At 75.4% G+C, this 21,512-nt stretch carries 22 protein-coding genes; 4 read left to right on the top strand and 18 right to left on the bottom strand.

The features are described from left to right. Positions 1-55: 55 nt before the first annotated feature. The gene (locus JOF36_RS07600) at positions 56-910 is read left to right on the top strand and encodes a dienelactone hydrolase family protein (protein WP_245351534.1); all 855 of its coding nucleotides are present in this window, start codon (positions 56-58) and stop codon (positions 908-910) included. A 96-nt stretch (positions 911-1,006) separates the two neighbouring features. On the opposite strand, the gene JOF36_RS07595 is transcribed toward JOF36_RS07600, so the two are convergent. The 9 genes from JOF36_RS07595 to eccCa all read right to left on the bottom strand — a co-directional run bounded on the left by JOF36_RS07595 (position 1,007) and on the right by eccCa (position 11,010). Beyond that, complete coding sequence (locus JOF36_RS07595; RefSeq protein WP_210025682.1) at positions 1,007-1,600, bottom strand: hypothetical protein; 594 nt, start codon at positions 1,598-1,600, stop codon at positions 1,007-1,009. Continuing rightward, complete coding sequence (locus tag JOF36_RS07590) at positions 1,597-1,884, bottom strand: hypothetical protein (protein ID WP_210025681.1); 288 nt, start codon at positions 1,882-1,884, stop codon at positions 1,597-1,599. Before JOF36_RS07590 ends, JOF36_RS07595 begins: the two co-directional genes overlap by 4 nt. 200 nt (positions 1,885-2,084) lie before the next feature. Further along, entirely contained in the window at positions 2,085-3,422 is a 1,338-nt protein-coding gene (gene glmM, locus JOF36_RS07585; RefSeq protein WP_210025680.1) for a phosphoglucosamine mutase, read from the bottom strand. An 11-nt stretch (positions 3,423-3,433) separates the two neighbouring features. Beyond that, positions 3,434-4,042: a 30S ribosomal protein S9 gene (rpsI, locus tag JOF36_RS07580; protein WP_372447369.1), complete on the bottom strand. Its 609-nt coding sequence runs from the start codon at positions 4,040-4,042 to the stop codon at positions 3,434-3,436. Further along, positions 4,039-4,482, bottom strand: a complete 444-nt coding sequence (gene rplM / locus JOF36_RS07575; RefSeq protein ID WP_210025679.1) for a 50S ribosomal protein L13 — start codon at positions 4,480-4,482, stop codon at positions 4,039-4,041. The genes rpsI and rplM overlap by 4 nt, the downstream gene beginning before the upstream one ends. A 274-nt stretch (positions 4,483-4,756) precedes the next feature. Continuing rightward, positions 4,757-5,050 carry a WXG100 family type VII secretion target gene (locus tag JOF36_RS07570; RefSeq protein ID WP_210025678.1) on the bottom strand — a complete coding sequence of 98 codons (294 nt, stop codon included), beginning with the start codon at positions 5,048-5,050 and terminating at the stop codon, positions 4,757-4,759. Between the two features lie 12 nt (positions 5,051-5,062). Next, positions 5,063-5,374, bottom strand: a complete 312-nt coding sequence (locus JOF36_RS07565; RefSeq protein WP_210025677.1) for a WXG100 family type VII secretion target — start codon at positions 5,372-5,374, stop codon at positions 5,063-5,065. A gap of 117 nt (positions 5,375-5,491) precedes the next feature. After that, positions 5,492-6,835 (bottom strand): type VII secretion-associated protein, encoded by a 1,344-nt coding sequence (locus JOF36_RS40770; protein ID WP_210025676.1) that lies wholly within the window; start codon positions 6,833-6,835, stop codon positions 5,492-5,494. Continuing rightward, complete coding sequence (gene eccCa / locus JOF36_RS38700) at positions 6,832-11,010, bottom strand: type VII secretion protein EccCa (RefSeq protein ID WP_307862259.1); 4,179 nt, start codon at positions 11,008-11,010, stop codon at positions 6,832-6,834. The genes JOF36_RS40770 and eccCa overlap by 4 nt, the downstream gene beginning before the upstream one ends. A 121-nt stretch (positions 11,011-11,131) precedes the next feature. On the opposite strand from eccCa, the gene eccD reads away from it, so the two are divergent. Further along, a complete protein-coding gene (gene eccD / locus JOF36_RS07550; protein WP_210025675.1) occupies positions 11,132-12,520 on the top strand; it encodes a type VII secretion integral membrane protein EccD in 1,389 nt (462 codons plus the stop codon). Between the two features lie 20 nt (positions 12,521-12,540). Next, entirely contained in the window at positions 12,541-13,800 is a 1,260-nt protein-coding gene (gene mycP / locus JOF36_RS07545) for a type VII secretion-associated serine protease mycosin (RefSeq protein ID WP_210025674.1), read from the top strand. A 167-nt stretch (positions 13,801-13,967) separates the two neighbouring features. Here mycP and eccB read toward each other — a convergent pair whose 3' ends face one another. Both eccB and JOF36_RS07535 read right to left on the bottom strand, forming a co-directional pair. Beyond that, positions 13,968-15,461: a type VII secretion protein EccB gene (gene eccB / locus JOF36_RS07540; RefSeq protein ID WP_210025673.1), complete on the bottom strand. Its 1,494-nt coding sequence runs from the start codon at positions 15,459-15,461 to the stop codon at positions 13,968-13,970. A gap of 561 nt (positions 15,462-16,022) precedes the next feature. Continuing rightward, entirely contained in the window at positions 16,023-16,466 is a 444-nt protein-coding gene (locus JOF36_RS07535; protein ID WP_210025672.1) for a nucleoside deaminase, read from the bottom strand. A gap of 81 nt (positions 16,467-16,547) precedes the next feature. Here JOF36_RS07535 and JOF36_RS07530 point away from each other — a divergent pair, with 81 nt between their 5' ends. Further along, complete coding sequence (locus tag JOF36_RS07530) at positions 16,548-17,012, top strand: hypothetical protein (protein WP_210025671.1); 465 nt, start codon at positions 16,548-16,550, stop codon at positions 17,010-17,012. 13 nt (positions 17,013-17,025) lie between these two features. Here the strand turns inward: JOF36_RS07530 and truA are convergent, their stop codons facing one another. The 7 genes from truA to rpmJ all read right to left on the bottom strand — a co-directional run bounded on the left by truA (position 17,026) and on the right by rpmJ (position 21,500). After that, the gene (truA, locus tag JOF36_RS07525) at positions 17,026-17,826 is read right to left on the bottom strand and encodes a tRNA pseudouridine(38-40) synthase TruA (protein ID WP_210035242.1); all 801 of its coding nucleotides are present in this window, start codon (positions 17,824-17,826) and stop codon (positions 17,026-17,028) included. 80 nt (positions 17,827-17,906) lie between these two features. Continuing rightward, a complete protein-coding gene (gene rplQ, locus JOF36_RS07520; protein ID WP_210025670.1) occupies positions 17,907-18,626 on the bottom strand; it encodes a 50S ribosomal protein L17, sunset domain variant in 720 nt (239 codons plus the stop codon). Between the two features lie 2 nt (positions 18,627-18,628). After that, the gene (locus tag JOF36_RS07515; RefSeq protein WP_210025669.1) at positions 18,629-19,678 is read right to left on the bottom strand and encodes a DNA-directed RNA polymerase subunit alpha; all 1,050 of its coding nucleotides are present in this window, start codon (positions 19,676-19,678) and stop codon (positions 18,629-18,631) included. A 94-nt stretch (positions 19,679-19,772) separates the two neighbouring features. Continuing rightward, a complete protein-coding gene (gene rpsD, locus JOF36_RS07510) occupies positions 19,773-20,378 on the bottom strand; it encodes a 30S ribosomal protein S4 (RefSeq protein WP_210025668.1) in 606 nt (201 codons plus the stop codon). 18 nt (positions 20,379-20,396) lie between these two features. Further along, positions 20,397-20,804 (bottom strand): 30S ribosomal protein S11, encoded by a 408-nt coding sequence (gene rpsK / locus JOF36_RS07505; RefSeq protein ID WP_210025667.1) that lies wholly within the window; start codon positions 20,802-20,804, stop codon positions 20,397-20,399. Continuing rightward, positions 20,804-21,184, bottom strand: a complete 381-nt coding sequence (rpsM, locus tag JOF36_RS07500) for a 30S ribosomal protein S13 (RefSeq protein WP_210025666.1) — start codon at positions 21,182-21,184, stop codon at positions 20,804-20,806. The genes rpsK and rpsM overlap by 1 nt, the downstream gene beginning before the upstream one ends. Before the next feature lie 202 nt (positions 21,185-21,386). Beyond that, positions 21,387-21,500 carry a 50S ribosomal protein L36 gene (gene rpmJ, locus JOF36_RS07495; protein ID WP_020622917.1) on the bottom strand — a complete coding sequence of 38 codons (114 nt, stop codon included), beginning with the start codon at positions 21,498-21,500 and terminating at the stop codon, positions 21,387-21,389. Between the last annotated feature and the right edge of the window lie 12 nt (positions 21,501-21,512).

Raw genomic sequence — 21,512 nt, 5'->3', positions numbered from 1 at the left:
CTGCACCGGTACGGTGCCGTCCGTGGCCCGGACCAGCGTGACCCGTCCCCCGTCGATGAAGGGGGCAAAGGACTCCCTCGGCGTGCTGTCCCGGCCGGGGCCCCACCCGGTCCGGTTCGGCGACCTCGGCCTGGTCGGGCTACCGGGCATCGTCTACACCCCGGCGGAGGGCTTCCAGCTGCCCGCCGCCGTCCTCGGGCACGCCTGGCTGCAGCCGGTCCGCCGCTATCACGAGCTGCTCCGCCACCTCGCGTCGTGGGGCATCGTCGCCGCGGCGCCGAACACGCAGCGGGGCCCGGTCCCGAGCCTGTCGCAGTTCTCCGCGGACCTGAACACCGTCCTCGACGTCTGCGTCGGCGTCCGGCTCGGGGACGGGAACATCAGCGTCGACGCCCGGCGCACCGCCCTGATCGGGCACGGCACGGGCGGCGGCGCCGCGATCCTGGCCGCGGCGCGGCGCGAGCGGCTGGGAGCCCTGATCACCCTCGCCCCGTCCGAGATCAAGCCCTCCGCGATCGCGGCGGCCGCGACCGTGAACACGCCCACCCTGCACCTGGCCGCCGCCGTCGACTCGATGGCCCCGGCCGAGGGGCACGCCGAGAAGATCGCGGCCGCGCAGCGCGACGCCGGTGGCGACGTGACGATCCGCAGCATCGAGAAGGCCGGGCACCTGGGCTTCTGCGAGGGGAGGCACTGGTCGAGCTTCCTGCTCCAGAACCGGCCGCAGCACCGCACCCGCAAGATCACCCGGGCGCTGGTGACGGCGTTCCTGATGCAGGAACTGCTGGGTGAGAAGCGGGTGTCCGCGCTGACCTCGGGCGACGTCCCCGGCGCGCCGCTGGTCGACCTGCCGGAGCCCGGCGACGAGGAGTCCGAGACCCCGTCCGGCCTGCTCGGCATCGGCGGCTGAGCCCGGGCGGGCGTCCCACAGGGCCCGCCACGCTCATGATCCGGGATCGGGAACCGTTCCGGACGTGAGGCGGTCGATCCGGTGCCGGATTCGTGATCACCTCCCTGCACCCCCGTCCATCGGGGGCAGCAGCGGGGCGACGAGGCCGCGCCGGTCGCTCACCCGCGTCCCGGTGTGCCCGGGGACCCGCAGGCCGGGGAGGCCGGGCGCCGCGTCCGGGGTGGCGCCGCGGTTCGACGTCGCCCCGTCCCCGGTTCCTCCGCCGGCGCCCTCGCCGGGCTGTGCGCTCCCGCCGGCCTGCTCGGATCCGCCGCCGCCCCCGTGGTCGCCGTGATCGCCGTGGTCGCCGTCGCCACGGTGGTCGCCGTCGCCACGGTGGTCGCCGTGGCCACCGTGATCGCCGTGGCCGCCGTGATCGCCGTCGTCGCCGTGGTCGTCGCCCCCGATCCGCCCGGTGTCGGCCTCCTCGGCGGCGCGGCGCTCCAGCTCGGCCGCCTCCGTCGCCACGTCCCCGGCGAGCCGGTCGGCGGCCCGGCGCACCAGGTCCAGGCGGCCGTCCCACTCGCGGCCGGCGGCGTCGTGCCAGGACCCGGTGACCGCCTCCCGTACCCCGGCCAGGACGGCGGCGGTGTCGTCCAGCCGTTCCACGAGGCGACGCAGCGCCGCGGCCTGCTCGTCGAGCCCGGTCACACCGGATCGCCCTCGCCGCGGTGCACCGTGGCGCGGAAGGCGAGCGCCGTCACGTCGTCCACGTCCCGGGCAGCGGCCGCCGACCGGGCCGCGCTGCCCGCCAGCGAGTCGAGCTCGTCGGCGATCCGCCGAGCGGCGGCCCCGTGCTCATCGATCGTCGCGGCGCCGGCGTGGTCCCCGTCCGTCGCGGCCCGCGCGTCGTCCCGCAGCGTCGCCGCCAGCTCGCGGAGCCGGGCCGCGGCACGGTCCAGCACGTCGGGATCCCAGTGCAGGTCCGGTCGCATCCGGCGAGCCTGCGGTACCCGGCCGCGGCGCACCGCTCCACTCCCGCCCTCGTTCACCATCGCGATCCGCAGGCGGACCGGAACCGGCGACCGTTCGGGCCGGGTGGGCCGGGCCTGGCCGGGGACGCATGCATGCCAGGAACGGGAACGGGGCCGCCACCCCGATGGGTGACGGCCCCGTCCCGGACCATGCGACGAGCTCAGCTCGCGGCGGCGACCACCTCGGCCAGCCGTGCGGCGACAGCGGTGGCCTCGGCCTCGGTGGGTGCCTCGACCATGACCCGAACGAGTTGCTCGGTGCCCGACGGGCGCAGCAGCACCCGGCCGGTCTCGCCCAGCTCCGCCTCGGCCTTGACGATGGCCTCGGCGACCTCGTCGGACACCGCGACGGCGTCCTTGTCGGTGACCACGACGTTGTGCAGCACCTGCGGCAGCGGCGTCACGACGGACGCGAGCTCGGCCAGCGAGGACCCGGTCGAGGCCATCCGCGACATCAGCCGCAGCGCGGTGAGCACCCCGTCGCCGGTGGTGGCGTGTCCCGGCAGCACGACGTGCCCGGACTGCTCGCCACCGAGCGAGAAGCCGCCCTCGCGCAGCCGCTCCAGCACGTACCGGTCACCGACCTTGGTGGTGTCCAGGGTGATGCCGGCGGCGCGCATGGCGAGGTGCAGGCCGAGGTTGCTCATCACGGTGGCGACCAGGGTGTCGTGGGCGAGCTCCCCGGCCTCCCGCATCGCCAGGGCGAGCACCGCCATGATCTGGTCACCGTCGACGACGTTCCCGGCGCCGTCCACCGCGAGGCAGCGGTCGGCGTCGCCGTCGTGGGCGATGCCGAGATCGGCACCCTGCTCGACGACGGCGGCCTGCAACGGCGCCAGGTGGGTCGACCCGACACCGTCGTTGATGTTCAGGCCGTCCGGCTCGGCGTGCAGCGCGATCACGTCGGCACCGGCCTGCCGGAAGGCCTCCGGGGCGGCGAGCGACGCGGCCCCGTGCGCGCAGTCGACGACCACCCGCAGCCCGGACAGCGAGCCGGGGGCCGCGGCGAGCAGGTGCGCGACGTAGACGCTCGTGGCGTCCGGCGCGTCCCAGACCCGGCCGATCTCCGCCCCGGTGGGGCGGCCGGTCACGGGCGCCCCGATCCCGCGCTCGATCTCGGCCTCGAGGTCGTCGGGGAGCTTGTGGCCGCCTGCGGCGAACAGCTTGATGCCGTTGTCCGCCATCGGGTTGTGCGAGGCGGAGATCATCACGCCGAGGTCGGCACCGGTCTCGGCGACCAGGTGCGCGACGCCCGGGGTGGGCAGCACGCCCACCCGGATCGCGTCCGCACCGGCGGAGGTCAGTCCGGCGACGACCGCGGCCTCCAGCATCTCGCCGCTGGCCCGCGGGTCGCGGCCGACGACTGCGACGGGCCGTTGGCCGGAGCCGTTCGACAGGGTGCGCGCAGCCGAGGCACAGACACCAACGGCGAACTCCGGAGTGAGGAGTTCGCCGTTGGCCAGGCCCCGGACGCCGTCGGTTCCGAAGAGGCGACGCATCCGGTGAACGATCAGCGCTTGGAGTACTGGGGCGCCTTGCGGGCCTTCTTGAGGCCGTACTTCTTGCGCTCGACGGCGCGGGCGTCCCGGGTGAGGAAGCCGGCCTTCTTCAGCGCCGGACGGTCCTCGGAGTCCAGCTCGACCAGCGCGCGGGCGATGGCCAGGCGCAGTGCGCCGGCCTGACCCGCGATGCCGCCACCGCCCAGGTTCGCGAAGATGTCGAACCGCTCGGTCTTCTCGACGGTGACCAGCGGCTCCTTCACGATCTGCTGGTGCAGCTTGTTCGGGAAGTAGGTCTCGAGCGGCTTTCCGTTCAGCGTGAACTGGCCGGTACCGGACAGCAGGCGCACCCGGACGATGGCCTCCTTGCGGCGGCCGACGGTCTGCACGGGCCGGTCGCCCTGCAGCGGCGCCTCGACCTCGAAGGTGTCGGCGTCGAAGCCGGACTCCTCGTCGATGGAGTAGTCGACGTCGGCGACGGCCTCGCCGACGGTCTCCGTCAGCTCGGTCTCGGTCGCCTCGGCGGCCGAACCCTCGGTCTCGACCGCGTCGACGACCTCGTCGGGTCCGTTCTCGGGGCTGGTCACGGGCTGTCCCTCTTCGTTGCTCGGGGTGGTCACTGGCTGACCTGGGTGATCTCGAACGGCTGCGGCTGCTGGGCCTCGTGCGGGTGCGACGGGCCGGCGTAGACCTTCAGCTTCTTGGCCATCGCGCGTCCGAGGCGGTTCTTCGGCAGCATCCCCTTGATCGCCTTCTCGAGGAGGCGGTCGGGCTGGCTGTCGATCATCTCCCCGACCGAACGCTTGCGGAGACCGCCCGGGAAACCGGAGTGGTTGTACACGAACTTGTCGGCGCGCTTGTTGCCCGACACCGAGACCTTCTCCGCGTTCACGATGACCACGAAGTCACCGCCGTCGACATGCGGCGCGTAGGTCGGCTTGTGCTTACCGCGGAGCAACGTGGCGGCCTGGACGGCGAGCCGACCGAGGCGCACGTCGTCGGCGTCGATCACGTGCCAGGCGCGGGTGATGTCGCCGGGCTTGGGGCTGTACGTGGGCACGGATCTACCTCGTCGTCGTTCTCGGCTTCGGTGGGCGGCACCGGCGGGGCGTCCGCTCGACTCCGGCCCACACAGGTGTGTCTGGGGTTCCTCAGCGTGCCGCTGGTGGACGCCGGAGGGACGCCATACCCGCCGGAACTCACTGCCTCGCGCACCTGCTCGAGGAACGACGGACGGCGCCCGCGGGTCTCCACCGCTGCACAACGATTGTCGAGAATACCCGCCGGTCCCGGGAGCGGGCACAAGGGGGTCCGCTCCCGCTCCCGGGCCGTGGTCAGAGCGCGAACCGCTTGGCGTTGTCGGCCTCGACGGACCGGTAACCCGCCCCGGCGCCCAGCACCAATCCCTTGATCTTGTGCAACGTCTCGGTCAGGTCCGTTGCGGAGCGGTCCCAGCGCTGCTGGGCCTCGTTGTACCTACCCGCCGCGTCCCCGGTCCAGCTCGCCACGACCGGGGCGAGGTGCGACTGGAGCTCACCGAGCTGCGCGGTGATCCGCGCCCGGGCCGCGTCGATGTCCGCCGCGGCCTGCTCGATCGCGGCGAACGTGACCTTGATCTCCGATCCCATCCCGGTCCTCCCTCAGCCCAGCGCCGACGTGATCGCGGAGACGTTCCGCGCGTTCTCGTCCTCGACCCGCTGGTAGGCCGTGGCCGTCCCGCCCAGCTGCCCGGCGATGTCGGCCAGGGCCGCGTTCAGCCGCTTGGCCTCGCCGTCCCACTCCGCCATCAGCACGGTGAACGCCGTGGCGGCCGCTCCGGCCCACTGTCCGCGGGTCGCCTCGAGCCGCGAGCGCAGCCCGCTCAGCTCACCGTTGACCGCGGCGCTCACCTCCTGCACCCGGCCCGCGGCCCGGACCATCTCCTGCGTCGTCGTACCGAACCCCTCGGCCATGCGCCTCACCCCGTTCGTGTTCCGGCCCGGGCGGTCGTCCGTCCGGGCCCGGGCACCGTCGCAGGGCCGTACGGTCGGGCGCGGGCGTTCCCGGTGACACCGTTCGCGACCGGGAACTCAGGGCACCCGGCGCAGCGAGCCGACGACCTCGGCGCAGGCCGGGAGGGCGGGCGCTCCCCGCGGCCGCCGGCAGCCGACGACGAGCTGGTCGTCGCTCTCGAGCAGCACGTGCCAGTCGAGAACCGAACCGTCCCCCGGGTGCTGGGTGTAGCCGAGGACCGGCCGGCCCGCGACGACCCGGGGGCCGGGCGGGGTGACACCGTCCCGACCGTCCAGCAGCGCCGCGAGCTCCCGGTGGACCCGTTCGGGTTCCCGGCCGGCGTCGTAGGGGAGCGGGCTGCGTTCGACGACGATCAGGTCGGTGCCGTCCGGACGATCCGCCGGGGTGAGCAGGGTGCGACGGCGGGCCGGATCACCCCCGGTGTGCTCCCAGCCCGCGGGCAGCGCGGCGGCGTACCCGTACTGGACGACGACGTCCGCGCCCGCCGTCGGTGCACCGCCGCCGGCCGCCGAGCCCGCGACGACGAGCACCGCCCCGAGCAGAGCGACGGCGGGCAGGAGCCGGCGCATCCGGTCCGGGCCGTCGATCTCCCCGCCCCGGCCGTCCCGGTCGCCCCACGGCGCGGCGGTGACCGCCTCGGCGGGGTCTGCCCGCGCCGCGTCGCCGGCCCGCGCCGCGTCGACCGTCCCGGTCGTCGTTCGGTGCGTGGGGGAGGTTCCGCCTCCGTCCTCCGGTGCGAGCAGGCCCGCCCCCAGGAGCGCGGCACCGAGGACGGCTGCGGTGTCCGGTCCCGCCCCGGAGACGGCCGCCGGATCGTCGTCCACCAGCGGCCCGGCGAGCCGCACGGGGCAGGGCGCGAGACCGGCGACCGCCGTGCCCCATCCCGGGTCGTCGGCGACCGGCTCCCCCGCCAGGACGATCTCGACCGCCCCGGCCCGGCGGGCCACGGCGGCGAGGGCCACCGTGACCGGGTGTCCCGCAGTGGACTCCCCCACCCGGTCGCCGGGCGGTGCGGCCTCGTCCACGCCGCCTTCGGGCACCCACGGGGCGGGCACCGCGACCGGCAGGACCGCGCCGTCCTCGACCACGGCCGCCGCCACCGCACCGCCACCGACGTCCACCACGAGGACCGGTCCGGGGAGCGGTTGCGGCCCGACGGCCAGCACGGCGACCGCGACGGGCACCGCGACCACCCGCGGCTCGCCGGGGAACGGACCGTCCGGCGTCGCACCGACCCGCACGACGACGGCCGGCGGCCCGTCACCGAAGAAGCCGCCGACCGCGTCGGCCGGCGCCGTCCCGGCCGGTGCTGCGGCGAGCAGCCGGACCCCGTCGCCGTCGGCCGCGGCGAGCAGCACCCCGTACGGCCGGGCGTGCACCGCCACCCCGTACCCGGTCACCCGGGGTCGGCCCAGGCCAGCTGCATCCGGCGGGCCCCGGATCGGCGGTCGACCAGCACCATCCGTCCCGGCGGCGCCGGTACCGGCTTCACCTTCTCCAGCAGCGCGCCCTCGTCCGGACTGCCCGGTCCGACCAGGCCGGGCGCGCCGAGCTCGCGCACGTTGCCCAGCACCGGGTCGAACAGTGCCCGGGCGGCGCCGCCGCTCCGGCGCGCGACGACGACGTGCAGCCCGACGTCCCGGGCCTGCGGGAGGTACTCGACGAGCGGCAGCAGGGGATGGCCGCCCGAGCTTCCCGCGCCCGGGACGACGAGGTCGTAGTCGTCCACCAGCAGCCAGACATCCGGGCCACTCCACCAGGACCGTTCGCGCAGCTGCTCGCGTGTGACATCCGGGCCGGGCAGCCGCCGGCCCAGCGACCCGGCGATCTGGGCACAGGCGTCCGCGGTCGCCTGCGCGGTCGAGGGGTGCGCCAGCAGGTGCGGCGCCGGGATCTCCCCCAGCAACGTCCGCCGATGGTCCACGACGACGATCCGGGCCTGCTCGGGCGTCCACCGCGCCGCGATCCCCCGGGCCAGCAGCCGCAGCAGGTTCGTCTTCCCGCCACCGGAGTCGGCGAAGCAGAGCAGGTGCGGCTCGTCCGGGTCGAGCTCGACGGTGGCGAGCCGGTCCTCGTCGACACCCAGCGCGGGCCCGCGCCCGGGCCCCGGCGCCAGCTCCTCGACCGCGATCCGTTCCGGCAGCAGCCGGACGCCGGGCATCGCCGGGCCGGCCCAGGACGCGGCGATGTCCGGGGCGGGGTCGGCGCCCGACTCCCAGCTCGGCGCGGCGAGCACCGCGGCCTCACCGTCCGGGGCGAGGCCGTGCCCGGGCCGGGATGGGACGGCGGCGGCCCGGCGGCGGTCCACCTCGGAGTCGGACGGGTCGCCGAGCCGCAGCTCGAGCCGGCTGCCGAGCTGGTCCTTGAGCACCGGCCGGAACTCCGCCCAGCGTCCCGCGGACATCGCGAGGTGCACGCCGTAGGCGAGCCCGCGCGACGCCAGCACGGTCAGCTTCTCGTCGAGCTCCTCGAAACCGGAGCGCAGTGCGGCGTGGCCGTCGACGACCAGGAGCAGGTCGGTGCACGGCTCGCCGGCGAGTTCGCCGTTGCCCCGCCGCGCCCGGAAGTCGTCCACCGAGCTGATCCCGTGCGCGGCGAAGAGCCGTTCCCGGTGCTCCACCGTCGCGACGGCCTCCGCGACGACGCGGCGCACGAGATCGGCGCGCCTGCGGTCGGCGACCGTGCCGACGTGCGGCAGCCCGGCGAGCGGAGCGAGCGCTCCGCCGCCCAGGTCGAGCACGTGCACCCCCAGCTCGGCCGGGGTGTGGGTGAGCGCCAGCGCGACGACGAGCGTGCGCAGCGCGGTCGACTTGCCCGAGCGGGGCCCGCCGACGACCGCGAGGTGCCCGGCTGCACCGGACAGGTCCACGACGAGTGCGTCGCGGCGCTGCAGGTACGGCCGGTCGATCAGACCGATCGGCGCGGCCAGCCGTCCGGCCGGCCCGGGGGCCTGCAGGCCACGCCCGGGCCTCTCGACGGGCCGGCCGAGCACCACGGACAACGGCGGCGGTTCCGTCAGCGGCGGCAGCCACACCCGGTGCGCCCGCGGCCCGGGGCCGGAGACGGCGTCGACGACCCGGTCGAGCACGGTCACCGGCGCGGGTTCACCGGCGCTCGGCGTCCGCGAGCCCGACGTCAATGAGCCCGCCGCCGGCGAGCCCGTCGTCAGTAAGCCCGCCGCCGGTGCACCCGTCGCCGGAGAGTCGAGCGCCGGTGAGCCGAGCGCCGGTCCGCCGGGCGTCGGTGAGCCCGGCGTCGGTGAGCCCGGCGTCGGTCCACCCGGCGTCGGTCCACCGGGCGGGGGCGCACCCGGCCGCGACGCGCCACCCCGCCCCGGGCGGCGCACTCCGGCACGCGGCGGCGGTACCGCCCAGGGGGCGCTCGGTCTCGACGACCTCGTCCCGGAGCCGGCCGAGCTGCCGGGCCCCGGCGCTGCCGTCGCGGTGACCGGCCCCGCCCGGAACGGCAGCGCCTCCCGCGACGCCCCGATCCGGCGCCGCCCCTCCCGTCGTGTCTCCTCGGGCCCGGACACGTAGGCGGCCCGGAACCGCACCAGCTCGTCGGTGCCCGCGGACAGGTAGGCGGCGCCGGGGGTCGGCGGCAGCAGGTGCGCGTCCGGCACGCCCAGCACGGCACGGGACTCGGCGGCGGAGAACGTGCGCAGCGCGATCCGGTACGACAGGTGCGACTCGAGCCCGCGCAGCCGTCCTTCCTCCAGCCGCTGCGAGGCCAGCAGCAGGTGGATGCCCAGCGACCGGCCGAGCCGGCCGACCGTGACCATGAGGTCGATCATCTCCGGGCGCTGGGCCAGCAGCTCGGAGAACTCGTCGACGACGACCAGCAGCGACGGCAGCGGCTCGGTGACCGTTCCGGCCTGCCGGGCGGCGTCGTACTCGGCCGCCGACGCGAGGTTCCCCGCTGCCCGCAGCAGCTCCTGCCGCCGGGTGATCTCGCCGGCCAGCGCGTCGGCCATCCGGTCGACCAGCGTCAGCTCCTCGGCCAGGTTCGTGATCACCGCGGAGACGTGTGGGAGACCCGCGAGCCCGAGGAACGTCGCGCCGCCCTTGAAGTCGACGAGCACCAGGTTCAGCTCGTCCGCGGCGTGCGTGGCGACCAGCCCGAGCACGGCGCTCCGCAACAGTTCCGATTTTCCGGATCCGGTGGCACCGATGCACAGCCCGTGCGGCCCGGCCCCGCCGTGCGCCGACTCCTTGATGTCGAGCAGCACCGGGAGCCCGGCCGGGTCGGTGCCGAGCGGGACCCGCAGCCGTTCCGCGGGACCGCGGCGGCGGCGCAGCGCCGCGATCGACCCCGGGTCGACGGCGCCGAGCCCGAGCAACGACGGCAGCCCCGCCGGGGGCGAGTCCGGAGCGGCGGCCGGGCCGGCGTCCACCGCGCCGTAGGGCCGGTAGCGCGCCAGCCGCCGGGCCAGCGCCAGCGCCTCGGCCACGGTGACGGCGTCCGGGACCCCGACGGGTGCGCCGCCCGGGCCGCCGCGTCGCAGCGTGGCCTCGCCACCGGTGCCGGCCCCGGCCGCGAGGCGCAGCACCGACGCCGCAGGCCGCCGCCCGCCCGCCGGTCCGAGCCGCAGCACCGTCACACCGGGCAGCCCGGCCCAGGCACCGGGTGTGTCGGCGGCCCCGTCGAGCACGACCAGCAGGTGCCGGCTCGCGGACGACGGCTCGTCGACCCACCAGCGACGCACCCGGTCCGGGTCGTCGGTGATCATCCGGACCGGCCCGACGGCGTCGCGGCTACCGGGGTGCCCGACGTGCGGGAGCCACTTCGCCCAGTCCCAGCGGGCCGCGGCGGGCCCCGGCGCGACGACGGCGAGCCGCGCGTCGTCCGGGCCGTGCCAGAGCACGTACTGGGCGACCAGCGCCCGCGCGAGGTCGAGCACCGGCTCGGCCGGACCGTCGGCCGGGTCGGGCTCCAGCCAGACCGTCGCGGCGGCCCGGACGTCCACCGCCACCGGCAGGTCGTCCACCGTGGAGTGCCGCCGCAGGAAGCGGCGCAGCGCCAGCGCGGAGAGCGGTTCGAGGGTCTCCAGCGGACCGGTCTGCGGGGCGGTGAGCGCGGTCGCGAGCCGCTGGGTGCCACGCCCGGCGCGGAGCCGGCCGAAGTCGTCGTCACCCGGACGGCGCTCCCACAGGCGACCTGCCGCGAGCACGTCCGGCCACGCGCCGGGCTCCGGGTGCACGGTCTCGAGCGCGTGCCGCTGCGCGGCCGCGATCTCCCCCGCCCGGTGACCGAGGACGTCGAGGTAGCGCAGGTAGTCGCGGCGATCCTCGTCCATCGTCGCGGTGCGGGCGCCTGCGCCGCGCCCGCCACCGGCCACCAGCATGCCGACCGCGGACAGCGCGAACATCCCGCCGAACAACCACGAACTCGCCTCACCCCTGCCGAACACGACGAACAGCAGCGACCCGGCGATCATCACCAGCGGCAGCAACCGCGCGGCGAGGCCGCCGGGGACCGGGCGTTCCGGCTCCGGCGGCGGCTCCAGCACGAGCTCCCCGCCCGGCATCTCCGGCACCACCCGGCGTGGACGCCGCACCCCGACCGTTCCCGCCACCGCGGTCCTCCCGGGTGCTCGCCGGTTCTCCCGAACGCCCACGGCGACCGCCGGGACCGGCGAATACTCGCAGCCGCTCCGGGATCACCGGGGCCGTTTCCACCAAGTCCCGGAGCCGCTCGTGACAGCCGTCCTGCCGCCGCCGGCGCTGCCCGCCGCCGATCCGGAGCCCGGTCACCGGGTGCGGGTCAGCGTGCTCACCCCACGAGGGCGGGCGGACCTGGCCCTGCCCGCCGACGTCGTGCTCGCCGAGCTGGTGCCGATGGTGCGCGAGCTGGTGGGCCGGGCCGGCACGACCGGTGTGCCGCAGGCCTGGCGGTTCAGCGGCTCGGGCGGGGGGCCGCTGCCGCCGGACCGCACGCTCGACGAGCTACGGGTGCACGACGGCGAGCTGCTCCACCTGGGCCCGGCCCGCCCGGTCCCCGCACCGCCGGTGCTCGACGACGCCGCGGAGGCCGTCGCGCACACCGTCCGGGAGGCGGGCGAGGGCTCCGGGGCCGCCGGGTGGGCGGGGCCGGCGGCCGCGGTCCTGGGCACCACCGGCGCGTGCGCCGTGCTGTCCACCGTGGACGGGCCACTCCGGCTCGCCGCGGTGGCGACGGCGGCCGCCGGTGCGCTCATCGCCCTGGTCGTGGCCCGCCGGTGCACCGCGTCCGGCGGAGCGGCGGACGCCCGCACGGCCACCGGCGCGGCGCTGTGCGCGGTCCCCGCCGCGGCCACCGCCGGGCTCCTCGCCCTGCCCGCGCCCGCGGGAGCGGGTGCCCTGCTGCTCGCCGCCGCCGGCGCCGGGTGCGCCGCGGCCGCCGGGCAGGCCATCGCCCGCGCCGTGTCCCCCGTACTGCTGGCGGTCGCCATGGCGTGTACCGGGACGGCGCTGGCCGCACTCGCCCGGCTGTTGCTCGACGCGCCGGTCGGTGCGGTGGCCGCCGGGCTGGCGGCACCGGCGCTGGCAGCCGGGCCGCTGCTGCCCCGCCTCGCCCTGCGGCTCGCCGGGATCCCGGCGCCGGACGTCCCGGCCGACGCGGGCGGGCTCCCCGGTGCCGAGCAGGTCCTGCCCGGTGACGTGCTCGCCGCCCGGGCCCGGCTCGCACGCGGGCTCCACTCCGGGACCCTCGCCGGCACCGCGGTGCCCGCCGTGGGCGGGGCGGCGGTGGCCGCGGCGACGGGCGGCTGGACCGGTGCCGTGCTGCTCGCGGTGACGGCGACGGTGCTCCTGCTGCGCGCCCGCGCCCTCGTCGAACCGGTCCCGGCCCGGGTACTGGCGGGGACGGCGGTGGTCGCCGTCGTGAGCGTGGCCGTCCCGGTGGCGCTCACCGTCGAGGCGCCGGTGCGGATCGGCGTGGCCGCCGGACTCCTGCTGGCGGTGGCCGCCGGTGCCGCGACGGCCAGGGCACGTCCCTCCCCGCCGACCCGGCGGGCGCTGGACGTCCTCGAGCTCGTGCTGACCGCGGCCGCGATCCCGGCCGCACTGGCCGCGATGGGCCTGTTCGGCCTGGTCCGTGGGCTGTGATCCGGAGGCGGGCGACGGCGGTGGCGGCCGTCGTCGCCGGGGTGGCGGCTCTCGTACTGGCGGCGGTCCCGGGCGCGAGCGCGAGCGAGGTCGCGGCGGAACCCACCCCGCCGGTCGCCGCCGAGGGGCTCCGCCAGACCCGCCCGTGCAGCCCGCCCGGCGCGGGCGGCCCGGGCGCGGCGGCCGGTTCCGTGCCCCGTCCCCCGGCCGACCTCGCCGGCGGAACCGGCCGGCTGGTCGCGGTGATCGACACCGGGGTCGCGCCGGTTCCGCGGCTCGCCGGCCGGTTGCGTGGCGGCGGGGACTACCTCGCCGGCGGTGACGGCCTCGACGACTGCGACGGCCACGGCACCGGCGTCGCGCTCCTGCTCGCCGGCGCGGCAGGCCCCGGCGGGGCCGGCGCCGGGATGGCACCGCAGGCCGGGCTGCTGTCGTTGCGCCAGTCCTCCTCCCACTTCGTCGTCCGTGGCGACGACGGCGCCGAGCGACCGGCGGGCGAGATCCGCACCCTCGCCGCCGCGATCGAACGGGCGGTCGCTCTCGGCGCCTCGGTGATCAACGTGTCGGAGGTCGTCTGCGTACCCACCGCCCTGCTCGACGACGCGGGGGCGGTGCTGCGCGACGCCGTCGACGTCGCCGGTCGCGCGGACGTCCTGGTCGTCGCCGCGGCCGGGAACCTCGACCCGTCCGGGACCTGCAGCGGCGACCCGGACCTGCGACCACTCCCGGCGCTCTACGACGGGGTCCTGGCCGTCGGGGCGGTCGACGGGGCGGACCGTCCCGCCCCGTTCTCGGTTCCCGGCCCGTGGGTGGACCTGGCCGCGCCGGGGGTCGGCCTGCCGGCACCGGCCGGGCCGGACGGCGCCGTGGTCAGCGGGACGTCGTACGCCGCGCCGCTGGTGGCGGGAACCGCGGTACTGCTGCGCGAGCGGTTCCCGATGCTCACCGCCGACCAGGTCTCGGACCGGCTCCGGGCGACCGCCCGGCGCCCGGCGGCGGGCCGGGACGACCAGGTCGGCGACGGCGTCCTGGACCCGGCCGCCGCACTCACCGCGGAGCCGCTGCTGCTCACCCCCGGCCCCGGCCTCCGGGTCGCCGGCGGGGTCGCCGCGGGACCGCGGACCGGTACCGGTTACCCGATCCCCGAGCGCGCCCCGCTTCCCCGGACGACGCCCCGCGCGCCGGAACTACCGATGGTCGCCGGGATCGGCGCCGCCGCGGCCGCCGGAGGCGCGCTCACGGCGGTCGTCGCCGGTCTACGACGCCGCCCCGGACGATGACGTCAGCTCGACGACAACCATGCTGCACCTGCAGCAACAACGCGCGGCGTCACCCCGCAACCTGGTCACCAGGAGGAGCTCGACGCGATGACGCCGGACCGCGCCCACCGGTGCGAGCGGCCGGATGCACCCAGGCGCCCCGCGGCCGGAACATCGGGCCCGGCACCTCACCCGGGAACGTCCGCGACCTCCCGGGCCACGGCGACGTCGAGCAGCCCGGCCCGCGGCAGCAGCCGCACGATCCCGGCCGGAGCACTCCCCGGCGCCACGATCCCGAGCGCGGCGGCGGTCGGGTCGTCGGCGACCCCGTACACCGCACCGGACGCGGTCAGCACCCATCGCGTCCCCCCGCCGTCCGCAGCGGCGTCCGGCGGCGCAGCGGTGCCCGGCTGGGCAGCGGTGCCCGGCTGGGCAGCGGTGTCCGGCTGGGCAGCAGCGTCCGGCGGCGCCGTGCGCAGCGGGCCCGGACCGGACGGCGGGAGCACCACCTCGTCGAGCCCCGGTCCCGGGCCGTCGGCTCCGGCGAGCACCACCGGCACGGCACCGGCCGCCACCGGAAGCCGATCGGCGGCGACGAGCCCGCCGCGGCCGTCCCGCCACGTCCGGCACAGCACCGGGGCCGCGTTCCGGACGTCCACCCGGGCGACCGGCCAGGCGTCGGCGCCGGGAACGGTCCGCGCCGGCGCGGCGGCGACCCGGCCCTGCGGCAGCGTCGCGGGCCTGCCCTGACCGGTCCGTGACAGAACGGCGTCGGCGAGGGTGACCGGCACCGGAGCGAGGCCGCCGTCGACCACGAGGAAGAACGCCGCGGGTGCACCGAGCGGCTGGTTGACGACCACCTCGCCGGCCCGCCCAGGACCGGCCGTGTCGCCCGGCCCGGGCCCGGGCACCCGCAGCGGCAGCCCCTCCGGTATCGCGGACAGCGCCCCACTCCCGATCCGCCGGGCCGGTACCCCGTCCAGCCCCAGCGCGGACCGGGCGTCATCGTCGGACGGGTCGAGGCGGTGCCGGCGACCGTCGTGCACCAGGTAGGTCGCGCCGCCCTCGGTGGCCAGCAACAGCGCGGGTCCCGGCCCGTCCGGGGTGCCGCCGAGCGATCCGGCCAGCACCGTCGCGGACCCGGGCCCCTGCCCGTCCGGGGCCGCCGTGTCGCACACCGCCCAGGCCGCCGGGACCGGGGCGCCGTCCAGCGCGACACCGACCGCACCGGGCACTGCTGCCGGCGGTGTGCGGGGCGCCGTGGCGAGCTCCCGGTCGGGCACCGCGACCGGGGTCGCGGTCGCGGCACCGGGGTCCCCCAGCGCGGCGAGCACCAGCCGTCCGGCGATCGGGTCCGCGACCGGGACCAGCCGCGGCGGGTCGGCGGCGACGGCGTAGAGCACCCCGGACCGATCCCCCCGCACCAGCGCCCGGCTCCGCCAGTCGGCCGCCGGGTCGACGCGGGCCAGCAGCGCCGCGACACCCAGCGCGAGCAGCCCCACGAGCACCCCGGCGAACACCGCGCGGCGCTGCGCGCGAATCTGCTCGTGCAGCGGGACGGGATCGGCCCGCACCAGCGCGGCCTCCATCCGGCGCAGGCCGAAGCGGTAGGCGTCGACCTGGTCACGGGTGGCCGGGGCACGCTGCACGCGCGCGGGATCGGGATCGGGATCGGCGGGCACCGGCCGGACGATAGGGACGCAGCCACTCGGTCTGGCACGAACGAGCCACCCCGCGTAGAACCACTCCCCTACAGGGCCGGCGCTGTCGATCCGCGGCCTCGCCCCCCGCTCCCGGGACCGCCGTGCCGTCCCCACCGGCGCGTTCCGCGGAACGCGGCGGCGGGGCCCGCGGCCCACGAGCGTTCCGCGGAACGCGACGCGGCCCGGCCTGTCGCCCGGCGGAGCGTTCCGCGGAACGCGGTGCAGCCCGTCACGTAGCCCCGCCGAGCGTTCCGCGGAACGCAGTGCGGCCCCTTCCGCAGTCCCACCGAGCGTTCCGAGGAACGGAGTGCGGTCCCTCCCGCGGCTCGGCCGAGCGTTCCGCGGAACGCGATGTGACCCACCCGTGGCCCGGCCGAGCGTTCCGCGGAACGCAGCACGACCCCTTCCGCAACCCGACCGCGCGTTCCACGGAACGCAGCGCGACCTGTCCCGCGGCACCCGGAACGTTCCGCGGAACGCGCCCCGGACGCGGTCGAGTTGCTCGCCGACCTCCAGACCGTCTGCGTGACGGGCCCGGAGTCAGTCCGCGACGCCGATGTCCTCGTTCCACAGCTCCGGATGCTCGGCGACGAACCCGGCCATCATCGCGACGCAGCGCTCGTCGTCGAGAACGGTCACCCGCACCCCGTGCTCGGCGAGCCAGTCGTGGCCACCGTGGAACGTGCGTGCCTCCCCGATCAGCACGGCGCCGATACCGAACTGGCGGATCAGCCCGGAACAGTACCAGCACGGGGAGAGGGTCGTGACCATGGTCGTCGCCCGGTAGTCACACTGCCGCCCGGCGTCGCGGAAGGCGGCGGTCTCGCCGTGCACGGAGGGGTCGTCGTCCTGGATCCGGCGGTTGTGCCCCCGGCCCAGCACCTCGCCGTCCGGCCCGAGGAGCGCGGCTCCGATCGGGATCCCGCCCGAGGCGAGCCCGGCCCTCGCCTGCGCCACCGCCACGTCCAACCAACTCGGATCCATGCGACGAATCTATCCGCGAGGGTCCGGTGGGCCGGTAGTCGTACCCATCCGCGCCGCCCCCGGAGCGGAGAGACTGCCGGCATGCGGACGAGCTGGAACGTGGCACTGCAGGTCGGTGCGGTGGTGGCCTGCGTCGACCTGCGGTCCACCGCGCCGGGATGGTTCCTGTTCATCCTGATCATCACGATCGTCGGGGCGTTGTTCCCGCTGATCCCGACGGTGCTGTCGTTGTTCCTGCTGCGCCGCCGGACGCTCCCGGCATCGCTGGCCGCACCGTTCGTCGCGTGCGCGGGGTTCCTGGTCCTCGGCGGCCTGACCGTGCCGGACTTCGACGACGTCCGCACCCACGCGCCGGTCATGGTGCTGCTCGGGCAGGGCGACGCCCCGGTCCCCGACGCGGTTCACGGCCTCGCGATGCTCTCCGTGCTGGGCTGGCTCGCAGCGCTGGTGTGGCTGGTAGTCGCGCTCGTCCTGGTCAACCGTCCGTCCCGCCGCCCGGCCGGCCCGGGACACCCGGCCTGGGGCCGCGCCCCGGACGCCGGCTGACCCGGCAGGCTCGTCAGCTCGTGCCGGGCACGCGAATCCGGCGGGTCCGCTCGGCGCGGGCGGCCAGCTCGTCGTCGGCGGGGTAGTCGACGCCGGTCAGCGACAGCCCGTGCGGCGGCGCGACCGTCACCTCCGACGCCCGGGCGGATCGGGTGAGCAGCCCGGCCGGCCACTCGACCGGCCGGCGCCCACGACCCACTTCGAGCAAGGACCCGACCAGGCTGCGGACCATCGAGTGACAGAACGCGTCGGCGGACACCGACGCCACCAGCACGCCCGGCTCGCCCGGCGCGGCCGCCCAGTCCAGGCGTTGCAGGGCCCGCACAGTGGTGGCTCCCTCGCGGCGCTTGCAGTAGGCGGCGAAGTCGTGCTCGCCGAGCAGCAGCCACGACGCCGCGTTCATCGGTTCGAGGTCCAGCGGGTACGGCCAGGCGACCGTCTCGCGGGCACGCAGCGGCTCCGCCCCGAACGCCGCCGTGGTGACGCGGTAGCGGTAGTGCCGGCGCAGCGCGGAGAACCGGGCGTCGAAGGCGTCGGGGACCGGGGTCACGGCCCGCACCCGGACGTCGGCGGGCAGGTACCGGTTGAGCCGCCGGGTCAACCCGTCCAGCTGCGGCTCCAGTTCCGCCGGGACGTCGACGTGCGCGACCTGCCCGGCCGCGTGCACCCCCGCGTCCGTGCGCCCGGCGACGGTGAGCCGCAGCGGCGTGCGCAGCACGGTGGACAGCGCCTCGGTGAGCACGCCCTGGACCGTGCGCCGGGTCGGCTGCGCGGCCCACCCGGAGAAGTCCGTGCCGTCGTAGGCGATGTCCAGCCGGACGCGTAGGGGGTCGGGAACGCCAGCGGGCCCGTCGTCCGGAGGGACGGCGGGCCCGGTGGTGTGGTGCGGCTGACTCAGGAGCCGGACTCCTGCTGGGCGGCCGGCTTCGCGAAACCGGCGGCCTCGGCAGCCTCCTCGGAGGCGAACCAGACCTCGGCGCCGGTCCGGTCGTAGTGCGACGAACCGGGCACGTGGTAGAGCTTCGAGTCCTCGTTGCCCTTGATCTCGAAGCCCTCCGGGGCCTGCGCGGGGTCCGCCAGCGGGGCGTGGCTGCCCTCACCGTACGGCGCCTCGACGGCCTCGGAACCGGTCTCCTCCGCGGCGGTGGCCTCGGTGGTGACCTCGTCCGCGGTGGTCTCCTCGGCAGCGACCTCCGCGGCCGGAGCGGCCTGGGAGGCGGCCGCGCGACGGGCGCGGTTGGCCTCGTCGGTGACCGTCTTCTGCTGGACCAGTTCGATGACCGCCATCGGGGCGTTGTCGCCCTTGCGCGGCATCGTCTTGGTGATCCGGGTGTAGCCACCGCTGCGGTCGGCGAAGAACGGGCCGATCTCGGTGCACAGGCGGTGCACGATCGACTTGTCCCGGATCACCTTCATGATCTCGCGACGGTTGTGCAGATCACCGGCCTTGGCCTTGGTGATCAGCCGCTCCGCGTACGGACGCAGCCGCCGGGCCTTGGCCTCGGTGGTCGTGATCCGGCCGTGTTCGAACAGCGAGGTCGCCAGGTTGGCCAGGATCAGCCGCTGGTGCGCGGGTGACCCGCCGAGGCGGGTTCCCTTGGTGGGCTGGGGCATGGCTACAACTGCTCCGTTTCTGCGTAGTCCTGACCGTCGTCACCGAAGGTGTCCGGGTCGAACCCGCCACCGTCTGCGCCGTAGTCGCTCGCTGCCGCCGACGGGTCGAACCCGGGCGGGCTGTCCTTGAGGGCCAGGCCGAGACCGACGAGCTTCATCTTGACCTCGTCGATGGACTTGGCACCGAAGTTGCGGATGTCGAGCAGGTCCGCCTCGCTGCGACCGACGAGCTCGCCGACCGTGTGGATGCCCTCACGCTTGAGGCAGTTGTAGGACCGGACGGTGAGGTCCAGTTCCTCGATCGGCATCGCGAACGCCGCGATGGTGTCCGCCTCCTGCGGGGAGGGGCCGATCTCGATGCCCTCGGCGTCCACGTTCAGCTCGCGGGCCAGGCCGAACAGCTCGACCAGGGTCTTGCCGGACGATGCCAGCGCGTCCCGCGGGGTGATGGACGGCTTCGACTCGACGTCGAGGACGAGCTTGTCGAAGTCGGTGCGCTGCTCGACTCGCGTGGCCTCGACCTTGTAGGTCACCTTCAGCACCGGCGAGTAGATCGAGTCGACCGGGATCCGGCCGATCTCGGCACCGGTGGCCTTGTTCTGCATCGCCGGGACGTACCCACGACCCCGCTCGACGACGAGCTCGACCTCGAGCCGGCCCTTGTCGTTCAGCGAGGCGATGTGCAGGTCCGGGTTGTGCACGGTGACGCCGGCCGGCGGCACGATGTCGCCGGCGGTGACCGCGCCCGGGCCCTGCTTGCGCAGGTACATGGTCACCGGCTCGTCCTCCTCGGAGCTCACCACGAGCTCCTTGAGGTTCAGGATGATGTCGGTGACGTCCTCCTTGACCCCCGGCACGGTGGTGAACTCGTGCAGGACGCCGTCGATCCGGATGGACGTGACGGCGGCACCGGGGATGGACGACAGCAGCGTCCGGCGCAGGGAGTTCCCGAGCGTGTAGCCGAAGCCCGGCTCGAGCGGCTCGATGACGAACCGCGACCGGGTCTCGGTCACGACGTCCTCGGTGAGAGAGGGTCGCTGAGAGATCAGCATGGGTGTGTGCCTCCTTCGCACCTGCGACAACCGCTATTTGAAGTCGCAGTGAGAGACCCGCCGCCCCTCCCTGCGGGGCGGCGGGGGTGTCGAGCTACTTCGAGTAGTACTCGACGATGAGCTGCTCGGTGACCTGGGTGTCGATCTGAGCGCGCTCGGGCAGCTGGTGGACCAGGATGCGCAGGGTCGACGGAACGACCTGCAGCCACGCCGGGATCGGGCGGTCGCCCTGGGTCTCCTTGGCGATGACGAACGGGTCCATGTTCCGCGACTTGTCCCGCACGTCGATGATGTCGAACTGCCCCACCTTGAAGCTGGGGATGTCGACCTTCTTCCCGTTGACCAGGAAGTGGCCGTGGTTCACCAGCTGGCGGGCCATGCGCCGGGTGCGGGCGAGACCCGCGCGGTACACGACGTTGTCGAGCCGGGACTCGAGGATCTGCAGCAACTCGTCGCCGGTCTTGCCCTCCCGGCGGTGCGCCTCCGTGTAGTAGGAGCGCAGCTGCTTCTCCTGCAGGCCGTAGGCGAAGCGGGCCTTCTGCTTCTCCTGCAGCTGCAGCAGGTACTCGGTCTCCTTGACCCGGATCCGGCCGTGCTGGCCGGGCGGGTAGGGACGACGCTCGAATGCCTGGTCGCCGCCGACAAGGTCGGTCTTCAGTCGGCGCGACTTGCGGGTCATGGGGCCGGTGTAGCGAGCCATGGTGGTTCTCCCTTCCCCTTAGACCCGGCGCCGCTTGGGCGGACGGCAGCCGTTGTGCGGCTGCGGGGTGACGTCGTTGATGGTGCCGACCTCGAGGCCGGCTGCCTGCAGCGAACGGATCGCGGTCTCACGACCCGAACCCGGGCCCTTCACGAAGACATCGCACTTCTTCATGCCGTGATCCATGGCCTTGCGGGCGGCGCTCTCGGCAGCCAGCTGCGCGGCGAACGGCGTCGACTTCCGCGAGCCCTTCAGGCCGACGTTGCCGGACGAGGCCCAGGCGATGACGGCACCGTTCGGGTCGGTGATCGACACGATCGTGTTGTTGAACGTGGACTTGATGTGGGCGTGCCCGTGCGCGACATTCTTCTTCTCGCGACGGCGGACCTTCTTGGGTCCGGTGCCCTGGCGTGCGCGGGGCGGCATTACTTCCTACCTGCCTTCTTCTTACCGGCAACGGTCTTCTTCGGGCCCTTGCGACCGCGCGCGTTGGTCTTCGTGCGCTGGCCGCGGACCGGGAGACCCCGCCGGTGACGGATGCCCTGGTACGAACCGATCTCGATCTTCCGGCGGATGTCCGCCTGGATCTCACGGCGCAGGTCACCCTCGACCCGCAGGTGCTCCTCGATGAAGTCGCGGAGCTTGGTGACGTCCTCGTCGGTCAGATCCTTCGACCGGAGGTCCGGGCTGATCGCCGTGCCCTCGAGGATCTCCTTCGACCGGGCCCGTCCGACCCCGAAGATGTAAGTGAGCGCGATCTCCATCCGCTTCTCGCGGGGGAGGTCTACGCCGGCAACACGTGCCATGCGGCGTGTTCTCCTTGTTCTTGGTCCAGGTCTGCCCGGTGTCCGTCCCGCTCCGTCGCCGCGCTGCGCGGAATCTCGTTCCGCAGGCGCTGCGCTTTCGGGCCCCGGCCTGGTTCCGGGGGTGCTACCGGGCCCTCGTGGCCCGGCAGGTGCACCGGGGGCTTCAGATGCGATCAGACGATCGCGACCGGTACCGCTCTGCTCAGCCCTGGCGCTGCTTGTGGCGCAGGTTCGAGCAGATCACGATGATCCGACCGTGGCGGCGGATCACCTGGCACTTGTCGCAGATCTTCTTGACGCTCGGCTTGACCTTCACGTCGTCTGCCCT

The organism is Pseudonocardia parietis (assembly GCF_017876315.1).
In the GTDB taxonomy this organism is placed as follows: Bacteria; Actinomycetota; Actinomycetes; order Mycobacteriales; family Pseudonocardiaceae; genus Pseudonocardia; species Pseudonocardia parietis.
This window is presented reverse-complemented; position numbering and strand designations above follow the sequence as displayed.

Bases quoted from the DNA above. Each gene is read 5' to 3' on its own strand.
- JOF36_RS07600 (WP_245351534.1), top strand. From the start codon at position 56: ATGAAGGGGGCAAAGGACTCCCTCGGCGTGCTGTCCCGGCCGGGGCCC.
- JOF36_RS07590 (WP_210025681.1), bottom strand. From the start codon at position 1,884: ATGCGACCGGACCTGCACTGGGATCCCGACGTGCTGGACCGTGCCGCG.
- glmM (WP_210025680.1), bottom strand. From the start codon at position 3,422: ATGCGTCGCCTCTTCGGAACCGACGGCGTCCGGGGCCTGGCCAACGGC.
- JOF36_RS07570 (WP_210025678.1), bottom strand. From the start codon at position 5,050: ATGGGATCGGAGATCAAGGTCACGTTCGCCGCGATCGAGCAGGCCGCG.
- JOF36_RS07565 (WP_210025677.1), bottom strand. From the start codon at position 5,374: ATGGCCGAGGGGTTCGGTACGACGACGCAGGAGATGGTCCGGGCCGCG.
- JOF36_RS07535 (WP_210025672.1), bottom strand. From the start codon at position 16,466: ATGGATCCGAGTTGGTTGGACGTGGCGGTGGCGCAGGCGAGGGCCGGG.
- JOF36_RS07530 (WP_210025671.1), top strand. From the start codon at position 16,548: ATGCGGACGAGCTGGAACGTGGCACTGCAGGTCGGTGCGGTGGTGGCC.
- rplQ (WP_210025670.1), bottom strand. From the start codon at position 18,626: ATGCCCCAGCCCACCAAGGGAACCCGCCTCGGCGGGTCACCCGCGCAC.
- JOF36_RS07515 (WP_210025669.1), bottom strand. From the start codon at position 19,678: ATGCTGATCTCTCAGCGACCCTCTCTCACCGAGGACGTCGTGACCGAG.
- rpsD (WP_210025668.1), bottom strand. From the start codon at position 20,378: ATGGCTCGCTACACCGGCCCCATGACCCGCAAGTCGCGCCGACTGAAG.
- rpsK (WP_210025667.1), bottom strand. From the start codon at position 20,804: ATGCCGCCCCGCGCACGCCAGGGCACCGGACCCAAGAAGGTCCGCCGT.
- rpsM (WP_210025666.1), bottom strand. From the start codon at position 21,184: ATGGCACGTGTTGCCGGCGTAGACCTCCCCCGCGAGAAGCGGATGGAG.